The sequence below is a fragment of the Sphingopyxis sp. Geo25 genome, from assembly GCF_949769135.1.
Lineage (GTDB): Bacteria > Pseudomonadota > Alphaproteobacteria > Sphingomonadales > Sphingomonadaceae > Sphingopyxis.
The window spans coordinates 1-9,597 of sequence record NZ_CATKOZ010000015.1; the positions used below are offsets into that span (position 1 = coordinate 1).

At 59.4% G+C, this 9,597-nt stretch carries 11 protein-coding genes and 2 pseudogenes; 6 read left to right on the forward strand and 7 right to left on the reverse strand.

The features are described from left to right. Window positions 1-260: hypothetical protein (locus QOL68_RS18765; protein WP_282950477.1), on the forward strand; the 260-nt coding region annotated here is incomplete at its 5' end. 40 nt (window positions 261-300) lie between these two features. Here QOL68_RS18765 and QOL68_RS18770 read toward each other — a convergent pair. The 3 genes from QOL68_RS18770 to QOL68_RS18780 form a co-directional block, all read right to left on the reverse strand. Further along, complete coding sequence (locus tag QOL68_RS18770) at window positions 301-1,230, reverse strand: HEPN domain-containing protein (protein ID WP_282950476.1); 930 nt, start codon at window positions 1,228-1,230, stop codon at window positions 301-303. A gap of 75 nt (window positions 1,231-1,305) precedes the next feature. Further along, window positions 1,306-1,629 (reverse strand): DUF736 domain-containing protein, encoded by a 324-nt coding sequence (locus tag QOL68_RS18775; RefSeq protein ID WP_282950475.1) that lies wholly within the window; start codon window positions 1,627-1,629, stop codon window positions 1,306-1,308. A gap of 248 nt (window positions 1,630-1,877) precedes the next feature. Then, window positions 1,878-3,215 (reverse strand): hypothetical protein, encoded by a 1,338-nt coding sequence (locus tag QOL68_RS18780; protein WP_282950474.1) that lies wholly within the window; start codon window positions 3,213-3,215, stop codon window positions 1,878-1,880. Between the two features lie 348 nt (window positions 3,216-3,563). Here QOL68_RS18780 and QOL68_RS18785 point away from each other — a divergent pair, with 348 nt between their 5' ends. Further along, a complete protein-coding gene (locus tag QOL68_RS18785; RefSeq protein ID WP_282950473.1) occupies window positions 3,564-4,067 on the forward strand; it encodes a helix-turn-helix domain-containing protein in 504 nt (167 codons plus the stop codon). Between the two features lie 20 nt (window positions 4,068-4,087). Next, entirely contained in the window at window positions 4,088-4,351 is a 264-nt protein-coding gene (locus QOL68_RS18790; protein ID WP_283404340.1) for a hypothetical protein, read from the forward strand. Between the two features lie 301 nt (window positions 4,352-4,652). Here QOL68_RS18790 and QOL68_RS18795 read toward each other — a convergent pair whose 3' ends face one another. Beyond that, complete coding sequence (locus QOL68_RS18795) at window positions 4,653-5,033, reverse strand: hypothetical protein (protein WP_283404341.1); 381 nt, start codon at window positions 5,031-5,033, stop codon at window positions 4,653-4,655. Window positions 5,034-5,137: 104 nt separating this feature from the next. After that, window positions 5,138-5,701: pseudogene (locus tag QOL68_RS18800) on the reverse strand (ParB/RepB/Spo0J family partition protein); the annotation flags it as partial. 276 nt (window positions 5,702-5,977) lie between these two features. Between QOL68_RS18800 and QOL68_RS18805 the strand changes: the two are divergent. From QOL68_RS18805 to QOL68_RS18810, 3 genes and pseudogenes are all read left to right on the forward strand, one after another. Then, window positions 5,978-6,229, forward strand: coding sequence for a helix-turn-helix domain-containing protein (locus QOL68_RS18805; RefSeq protein ID WP_282950470.1), 252 nt, complete (start codon window positions 5,978-5,980; stop codon window positions 6,227-6,229). Then, window positions 6,229-6,543 (forward strand): annotated as a pseudogene (locus QOL68_RS18990) (HipA N-terminal domain-containing protein); the annotation flags it as partial. The gene QOL68_RS18805 and the pseudogene QOL68_RS18990, both read left to right, overlap by 1 nt. Window positions 6,544-6,546: 3 nt before the next feature. After that, window positions 6,547-7,557 (forward strand): HipA domain-containing protein, encoded by a 1,011-nt coding sequence (locus tag QOL68_RS18810; protein ID WP_282950469.1) that lies wholly within the window; start codon window positions 6,547-6,549, stop codon window positions 7,555-7,557. A gap of 27 nt (window positions 7,558-7,584) precedes the next feature. Here the strand turns inward: QOL68_RS18810 and QOL68_RS18815 are convergent, their stop codons facing one another. Continuing rightward, entirely contained in the window at window positions 7,585-8,061 is a 477-nt protein-coding gene (locus QOL68_RS18815; RefSeq protein ID WP_282950468.1) for a hypothetical protein, read from the reverse strand. Between the two features lie 100 nt (window positions 8,062-8,161). Beyond that, window positions 8,162-9,406, reverse strand: a complete 1,245-nt coding sequence (locus QOL68_RS18820; RefSeq protein ID WP_282950467.1) for a tyrosine-type recombinase/integrase — start codon at window positions 9,404-9,406, stop codon at window positions 8,162-8,164. Window positions 9,407-9,597: the final 191 nt, after the last annotated feature.

The window sequence follows — 9,597 nt, forward strand, 5'->3', positions numbered from 1 at the left end:
ATACGGAGCAGATATTTCCGCGCGCGATGCCTGGCCGCAGCGATCGGAACATCAAGATGCTCGTGCAGACCTTCTTCACCGGCATGCTGGTATACGATCTGGCGCTCCAATGGACCCTGCGGCAGGGACCGTTCCGCTATGACTTCAAATGGCTCACCGGAAAGAGCGATAACACCGCCCTTATCGTGCTCGCCAAGCAGCAGTTCCGACAATATTACGGGATCGACTGCGATATGTGCGAATTGATCGATCCACCATAGATTTGGTCGCGCGCATATACCGGTCCCATCGGTTGCCAGCCTAACCGGCAGCCCGCGCAGTTTCTTCAAGCCGGCCAATGCGCTCGGAGCAGAGCGCCGCAACAATGGCGCCGAGCCCTTCAACGCGGCCGCCGAGCCAAGTCAATTCCTCAGCCGAAATCCGATAGTGTTTTGAATACCGGGCTTTGATGTAAGCTGCCTTCAGCTTCTCAAATCGTGATCGATCAGCCTTCCCTTCGCGCGGCCAAGCTTCGGCCAGCCGCAAATCCAGCCGTTCTGCCTGCGTACGAAGAAAGGCAAGATTGTGGACGTGAGGAGTGTAGAAGCTGCAGACTAGGAGTGCGCAATGATAGAAGCGCTCCGTAGCTTGATGAAGGTCGAAGGCAGCCTTCTTTAGGTCGCCGTCATTCACTGCATGCCGAAAGCCTCGGACGAAACTTTCTGCACTTGGAAACCATTCCTCGAAATACTCCCGCGCCATCTCCAGCGCGGCATGAGGCGTTTTCGGCTGCGGCTCCGGCAGCTCATCATCGACCGCCTGGTAGATCGCGATCCCGTCGCGCGCGACGTCCATGAAGAAGTAGCGCCCCTGCGATAGCCCGGCGTTCACCTCGGCAACGCTGTGAACGATGAAGTTCACCGGAGTTCGGAGCGTCTTCGTTACCGAGAGTTCGCGGATCAACCGGTCGTCGAGTTTCGACCAATATTCAACGCGGTCGGTGAGCCGATCATCGTTGACGACGATCAACAGATCATAGTCCGACTGATAGCCCTTCGCGGTATGCGGCTCGTCGACCCACCCTCCACGCGCATAGCTTCCGTATAGAATGATCTTGGCAATCCGACCTTTGCGCTTCCAATCCTGCGTCGAGAGCGCGAGCGCATCCTCGAATTCTTCGAAGATGATCTGGACGATCCGCTCAAGCTCGCGCTGCTTGTGGGCTGGGAGGTGGTCGAGACTGCTGCGCATCGCCAGTTCCTAACAAGATGATAAGTCCCTTGCACCCGGAGATTGAACCGGACACGAATGGAGTGTCTGCCAAACTCAATCGGCCGGGTTCCAGATGAGCGCATAGATATCAGGGTTGTCCTGCCCCGCCGCGCGGCCGAGGTTCGCATATATGCGCCGCGGGCCAAACTCGGGCGCCTCAAGGGTGAGCGAGACATAGAGTTTTCCCGACATCTCACAATGGCGGAGCCAGCCAGCACCGCATTCGACGCCGTCCGACCAGATGCGATAATCGGGCTGGACATCGCCGTTCTTGGACAGCTTACGTCGGATTTCGATAGGAATGCGAATCGAAAGCGTCGTGAGCTGACCGACGTAGCCCCGTTCGATCGTGCCATTAACGAAGCCAATCGCAGCCATGATGCATCTCCCTTGGTCGATTGCGCGGGACAATCCCGCAGCGCCGGGAAGATCAGGCTGGGCGCGAAAGCGCGAGCGCACCCAAGGGGCCGTAGCGAAGCGGAGGACGGGCGCAGCCCGTTGCGCCCGCGCCGCGCACTGCCAAGCAACCGGCTCGCAAGGGAGTGTTCGCGCAACGAGGAAGAGCGGCAGTGTTGAGTCCGTGGAGATAGGAGCTCGGACTCAAGCTAGTCGCCAGATTGAAGCAATCATAAATGCCAGCCGGGCTCGCCCCCCTCGTCTCCGAACAACATATGGTTGAGTAGCGGCTGCCGCGTCCTGTGCTTACCGACCTTATAGGCGGCGGTTGATTCCGAAAGCGCCGCAGACTCATCAGCGGCCGTTGGGCGTTCGGGAGACATGTAATTGGCGTAAACCCAGCGGAGCCGGCTGGCGCCCGGATTGAAATCCGAGATTTCCAGTAAGTTCAGCATATGCCTCAGCGTGTCTGCGGGGCTAGCTCCGCCAGTTTCATAACCGATGTGAACTGTGCCGGCCCGATCACCTGGCAATTGGTCATTGGCCCTGCCGACAATTGACCGGAAATGCCGCGCCTTGCGGCGCGCTGCCTCTCTGGACTCGCTGAGCCAACTCACGAGGCTGAGCTGATGCACGTCGGCCGCGTGAAACGGATGAGTGCGACTGGGGGTCCAGCGACCTTCCATGTCGTGATCGGCGTATGGAATATAATGACCCGAGACGAGCTCGATCATTCGGCTCGATCCAAAATAGATGTCGTCGTCGCGCAGAACCGTCACCATCGGGCGCCAGTCGAGATTCCAGGCCCTTCCTCGACTGGTCGCGTCCTGCCATTCGACCGGCTCACCACGCCAAGCGAGACGCTCGACCTGCTGAAGAAGATAATCGTCCGGCACCTCGCTCAATTCTTTGATATAGGCCAGCTGAACGACGATCGAACGCCCTTTTTCAGCCGCCCAATGATGAACGCCACGCGCGATCCGGTGGCCCTCGGTGGTCTCGCCCAGCGAATATTCCCCGCGCCCGACACGCTTGCATTCAGCGGCCCACCGGCTTTTCCCTTTCGAAACGAACAGATCGGGCCGTTTCTGCACCCCCGGTTGCTCCGGGACGAAGGCGACGTGCCATCCTCGCACCGCATAGGCGCCGGCGACGAGCAATTCATAAAGACCATCGTCGGGCTGACGCCTTCCGTCGGTGAGCAAACGCGAAATGCGATCCCCGATCCCGTCGACGGTGCGCAGCGCCGGAACGAGTTCGCCAAGCCGCCGGAACACGCTCACGATGCGATACGCCTCAGGCTCATACCAATCTTTCCGGTCCGCGGCATGCGCGCGCGCCTGGAACGCGTAAAAAGCAATGGCATCGCGAGGATCGAAGACTGGAACGCGATCGCCCGTCGCCCATTTCAAGCGGGCCGCGTGCAGCCGTTCCCGGGCGCCATCGAGCCGGCGCTGCCAAGCGGCCGCAGGCACATGCTCGGCGAAGAAGTCGAGACACCGCAGTATCTCCTCGTCAACCCAGTCCTGATTGTCGCGCGGGGCGAGCCAAAGCGGTGGAGCCATCATGCGGCCGGATATGGCGTCGACGGGCAAGGCGCGCAATGACGTCCGGTTCCCGCAGAGACCCGTGGCCCATTGACTGGCTCGTGCTCCCGTGCCCCATTGGCAGCGCAACGCAAATCGGGTAATCAGATCAAGAAAATTGAGCCTTGGCAAAATTCAGATGGACAAATCTGTCTCCCAGGCCCCGGCCAGAAATGGCTCCCACCCCCCAGACATGGATGCCTCACGAAGCACAGTGAGCAAGTGGGCACATGAACGTTCAAGGCACATAAGGAATCATATAGGGCAGAGACATTTCTGTCTCCCCACCCCCTCTAGCTATCGACGATTCGCTCGCATATGTTTCCGGCCATGGAAACGATCAAAAAACCCCTCAAAAAGCCGGGCGCCGGAAAAAGCGCGAAGCCCAAGAGCAAGGCTCCTGCGGGAACGGCGACGGCAAGCGCCCTTCCGAAGAAGGAGCGTTGGCCGAGCGCGGTCATGGCCCGCGGTTATACGCAGATTCCTTCGATCCTCTTGTGGGGCCAGGGCAAGCTCGGCTTGAAGCCGGATGAATTCAACGTTCTGCTCCAGTTGATCAGCCATTGGTGGACGCGAGATCAGAATCCGCATCCGTCGAAGGAAACAATAGCGAGGCGAATGAATAAAAGCGCTCGGATGGTTCAGCGCCATCTCACCGCGCTCGAGGATGCAGGATTCATCAAGCGGCAGAAGCGGTTCAAGATGCACAAAGGCCAAGACAGCAACGGCTATGACCTGCGCGGCTTGATCATGAAGCTCAAGGAGATCGCTCCCGATTTCGAGAAAACCACTGACCAGAATCGGCGCAGGCGCGCAAAGGTAGAAAGCAAATGAGACCGAAACCCATAGATGATGTGAAGTCCGATGCTGGCAGGAGGATCGGCTCGACCTATTTCTGGATCACGCCAGACAGCGCCGCGAATGTGCGGTGGGTCAAGGGCTCCGTCACGGCATTCATCCCGGAACGGCTGCAGGACGACATATTGTCGTCACCGTTCGAAGACTGGTGCCTCGATAATCTCGAGCAGGGCGTTCTCGCGGAATGGACCGGGCTGGATCTCTATCTGCATTTTGCTTCGAAAAGCGATCGTATCAGGGCGCAACTTCGCTGGCTCTAAGCAGCGAAGATCTCGGTCGACGAAGTCATACCCATCTCTTTGGCCACCATCGCGGCGAGCATTGACGGACCTCAGATAGATTCATTTTGGTTCAATTCCCACCGCTCCCGCTTGCCCTAGCGTCGCGTCGGGCTATGCTTGTCCTGCATCGGGCAGCAAGGCGCGCGGTGCCGAGACGTAAGAATCTCGTTCGGAAGCCTTATGATATTCCCATCCGTTGCCGGGTGGCCGACGCGTATGTCCAGGCCCTCGGGCTAAAGGCGGCGGCGCATATTTCCGAATATGTTCTTACCTCCCGGCTTCATCGCCCCTCGGTCCGACCGGTAGGCGATGTGGAATGGATTATGACGATGACTCGACGGACCGGCGCGCCGTAGCCGCGGGAGATCCCCTGCCGCCGGGCGATTGGGCGGAATATGGCCGCGCCGATCGCGAAGAGGCGCTCTATGTCACCCACCAAGCCCGCATAGCTGGCATCTTCCGCCGGAACGTCCCGCCGCAGGATGTCAGCGATCTCGTACAGGAAACCTTCCGCCGCCTGTTCTCGGCGAAAGGCGTGCACGCCGGCTTTCTCGAGGCGCCCGGAGCCTATCTTGCCGCGGCAGCCCGCACAATCCTGAAGAACCGAAAGCGGTCCGGGGTAAGAGGCCAGTTCCACGCCCATCACAGTTTCGAGGATCATGAAGTCGCCGGCCCCGATCCGCATGCGATGCTCGAACATCGCGACATGCTGCGGCGGATCGAGGATGCGATCGCGAAACTGGATCCAACCACACGGGATGTATAGATCGTGAAGGCCATCAGCTGTTCGAGCCCGATCCGGTCGTCGGCATAGGCATCGTGCAGCACCGGCGAGACCGAGGCGAGTTTCAGCCGCTGCCGCACCACCGAGGGCGTGACGAAGAAGTTTGCGGCGACAGCCTCGATATCCTGACCCTTTTCGACCATGGCGTGCATCGCCCGAAACTGGTCGAGCGGATGGAGCGCCTCGCGCATCGCATTCTCGGCGAGGCTGTCGTCCTCAGCGAGGATGTCGTCGTTCGCCGCCTTCACAATGCAGGGGACCGGCGCGTCCTTCGCGAGCAGCTTTCGCTTCACGAGCAGTCCGAGCGCGCGGTAGCGGCGTCCGCCGGCCGGTACCTCGTACCGGCCGGTTTCCTGGCCCGTGTCATCGAGAATGGGCCGGACGTTGAGGCTCTGGAGCAATTTCCGCCTGGCGATGTCATCAGCCAAGGCCTCGATCGAGACGCCAGCTTTCACGCGCCGCACATTGGCCTGGGACAGGACGAGCCTGTCGAGCGGAATGTCGCGTGAAGAATTGAGGGTGAGTTTGGGTGCCGATTTGGCCATGCCATTTCTCCATGGCGGGCTGCCGGAAGCCTCTCTCCCGGCTTGCTACCCGCCACGAGAATCGTTCACCCTCTCCCTCTTCGGGCCGCCGAAGGCGGCCGCTTGTGAAAGACCACCGCCGCACCGCACCGCGAGCTGGCAATCCTGGACGTGCTTTATGCCATTAGGAACATAGGGCTTTATGCTCTTTTATGCATATTTTTTCTTTATGCTAAAAATAGCATATTGACACTTTATGCGATTTAGAGCATAGGACGACCTTCAAAGGAGACCATCATGACTCAAGTCGCACGCTCACCAAAGCAATTGGGGAATCTGATTCAGAGAGCACGCCGGCAAAAAGGGCTCACCCAGACCGAACTGGCCGGCCTATCCGGACTCCGCCAGGAACTGATATCGAAGATCGAGGGCGGCCATGACGGCACGAAGCTCTCTTCAATATACACATTGTTTGCCGCGCTCGAACTGGACCTGCTGGTCGATAGCCGATCGCATGGCGCAGCAGTCGAAATCGAAGACATTTTCTGATGCCTCGTCACCGCGCCCATGTCCCTCTCGATGTCCTCGTCAACAACCGCCCTGTCGGGCAACTCATCAAGGAACGGAGCGGAGCAACGAGCTTCCGCTACGTCCAAAGCTGGCTGGACTGGCAGCATGCGTTCGCGATCTCATTATCGCTGCCGCTACGCGAACCCGCCTACAGCGGCGCCCCCGTCACTGCGGTTTTCGAAAATCTCCTTCCCGACAATCCGAATGTTCGCAAAACGGTCGCTGAGCGAACCGGAGCCGAAGGCGCCGATTATTACAGCCTGCTCGAACGCATTGGCCGCGATTGTGTGGGCGCGATGCAGTTCCTGCCCGAGGGGACGGCGGTCGAAGCGCTTCCGGAAATCGAAGGCGAGGTCGTCGATGAAGGCGAGATAGAGGCGATACTCGCCAATCTGGCGCGAACGCCGCTCGGCATCGATCTTGACCATGAATTCCGCATCTCCGTCGCCGGCGCTCAGGAAAAGACCGCTCTTCTCTTCAGCGAAGGGCGCTGGATGCGTCCCCTCGGCACGACCCCGACGACCCATATTTTGAAGCCCCAGCTCGGGGAAATACCGACGGCCTTTGGTATCATCGACATGCAGAACAGCGTGGACAATGAGCATTATTGCCTGCATCTGCTCGCTGCCTTCGGCCTGCCGGTCACGCCCAGCCATATCGAAACCTTCGGAAAACGCCGGGTACTCGTCGTAGAGCGCTTCGATCGCAGGCGACGCGGAAACCGTATTCTGCGCTTGCCACAAGAAGATTGCTGCCAGGCGCTCACGGTTCCTCCGGCCCAGAAGTATCAGAATAACGGTGGACCGAGCGCGACTGACATCCTCAAATTGCTCCGCGGGGCAGATGAGCCGCTGCGCGATCAGGCCGCCTTCTTCAAGAGCCAAGTGCTTTTCTGGCTGATCGGCGCGACCGATGGCCATGGAAAGAATTTCAGCGTCTTCCTCCGTCCGGGGGGACGCTACGGCTTGACCCCTTTCTATGACGTCCTCTCTGCGCAAGGCGCTTTCGACCTCAAACAAATCCCGAACAACAAGTATAAACTCGCCATGTCGGTAGGCGCGAACCGCAAATACCGGATCCTCGAAATCGTCGGTCGCCATTTCATCGAGACCGCCCAAGAGGCGGGACTCGGCGCGACGACGATAAGGGCGGTCCTGACGGAAATATTAGAGGCAGCACCCAAAGCCGCGGCGACCGCACTGTCCGAAATGCCCGCAGACTTTCATCCGGCGATCCACGACAGCATCGCAAAAGCGATCGACGCGCGGCTACCACGGCTGGAAACCGCGCTCGCGTCGATCCGATAGAGACCGGGCGCCGAAAAAAGGGGACTGTCAGCCGGCGCTCGTCTGAGCGACCGGCATATAAATGCCCACAATTGGCCCGAGCAGCATGTCGCCCCGGCATCCGTTTATATAGGGGCCTTGAGGAACGGCATAACGGCGCACCCCGCGGATCACTTTGGATTTCAGGGAAATATATTCCCAGCAATCCTTTATCTTTGGATGATCCCGCGCATAGACGACCTCGCGCTCGACGATGCGGGGGCTCTCGGGAAACGGCGAACTCGCGACCGGTCGCTGCCGCTCGACACAATAAAGGCCCGGAATGAGGTCCCGCGGCCTCTCCTCCTTATAGACTGCGACTTCCCCCGACCGAAAATAGCTGCATCCCTCTTCGAACACCGGGACAACGCCATAGCCCTTTTCCACTGCCGGTATCAAAAACAGCCGGAGTTTGAGCGCTTCCAGTTCGCGCCCCATGTCACCGCAGCTTTCATGCGGCATCGCATTCATCACGTCCAACGACATGTCGGTCTCCCTCCAGGGGAGCGATCGACGGCGAAGACCCCGCCCAACCTCTTTCTTTCGGCGATCGACCTCACCCACAAAGTCGGTTCGCCGATCCCCGCTAACCGGGGTCCGGTTCGCGCGGTGGTGCGAGCAGGCTCTCCGCAACGCCCGCGCTATGCGCCAGGCCAACGAGATGCCGCTCCCATGCAGCGAACCCCTCGGCGCGCAATTCGAGTTCCTGGTTCCTGTTATAGATACCTTCAATGCCCTTGCGCTTGTGATTGAGCATCAGCTCGGCGATTTCATTGTCGATACCTACCCGCCGTGCGTGCGATCGGAAGGTGCGCCTTAGATCATGAAAGTGCCACCGTGAGACGATGCGGCCGGCGAAGGCTTCCATCCGCGCATGAATCCGATCGCGCGCCTTGAACCAACCCGCGCGCTGGGGGCCATCGATCCTCGGCGATGGAAACAGCCATTCATAGTTGGTTTGCGCAAGACGCCTTCCCCACGGTCCGAGCGCTACGACATTCTCCTCGCCATTCTTCGACCTTTCCGGAGGCAACGTCCAGATACCGGCAATGACCTCATCCGAGGGCGCTTCGAAAAGCTCGGAGCGCCTTGCTGCTGTCAGCAATAGGAGGACGAAGCCGCGCCGGTAGGTTAGTTCCTCGTCGACAAGTGCCCGAAACAACCACTCGATCTCCTCGTCCGACAGGAAGCGCTTGTTGGCCTTTGGCCGGGTATCGAACCAGTTCGAGTTGAGGGTGGTCGCCGGATGCTCTTTCAGCATGATGCCTGCCATCCGGCCTTCACGCCCCGCACACCATTTCAGGAAGCAGCTCAATTCGCCTGCCATCTTGTTGGCGCGGAGTTTCGAGGCCTTGGCCTTGTCATAGACCGCGTCCCAGCATTCATCTTCGGTGAGTTCGGACAGTATATTCAATCCGATCCTCGGGCCGATGTCGCGGCTATACATCTTGTCCTTGTCCAGGATCGTCCGCGGCTTCAGCTTCTTCCTATCGCCGCGGCGCATTGCGTCCATGTAGATCGCATGCGCATCGGCAACCGACATCGCCATAGCCTCTTCAGCGCGCCTGGTTTCGCGCGGATCCTCGCCTCGCGCGACGGCCTTGCTGAGTGGCCCGGCCCATTCACGCGCTTCATCGATTGAAAAGGCCGGGTAGACCCCAAGGATCAGTTCGACGGTCTTCTTCGTGCCGGCGACAACGCGCTTGAAGCGCCACTGCTTTTTGGCGGAGCCCGCGACGATGATGGAAAGGCCCGGGACTTCCCGGTCAGTCAACGCGCCGCACTTCAACCGCTCGATATGGGCGGGGGTCAGAATTACACTTTTGGTCATGGTAACCTCGAGGGAATCGAGGCCATGAAACACTCGCGAAAATTCTCGCGAAACCTGTGTCCAAACGGGTCCAAATCTGACGTGAGTTGTCCGAATAACTCACTTCTGGACAGGTATTTGTCACCATTGGAACGACCTCGATGATTGGCAGAAAACTGCCGGAAATGCGAGGTTTGAAGGTGATTCGCGAG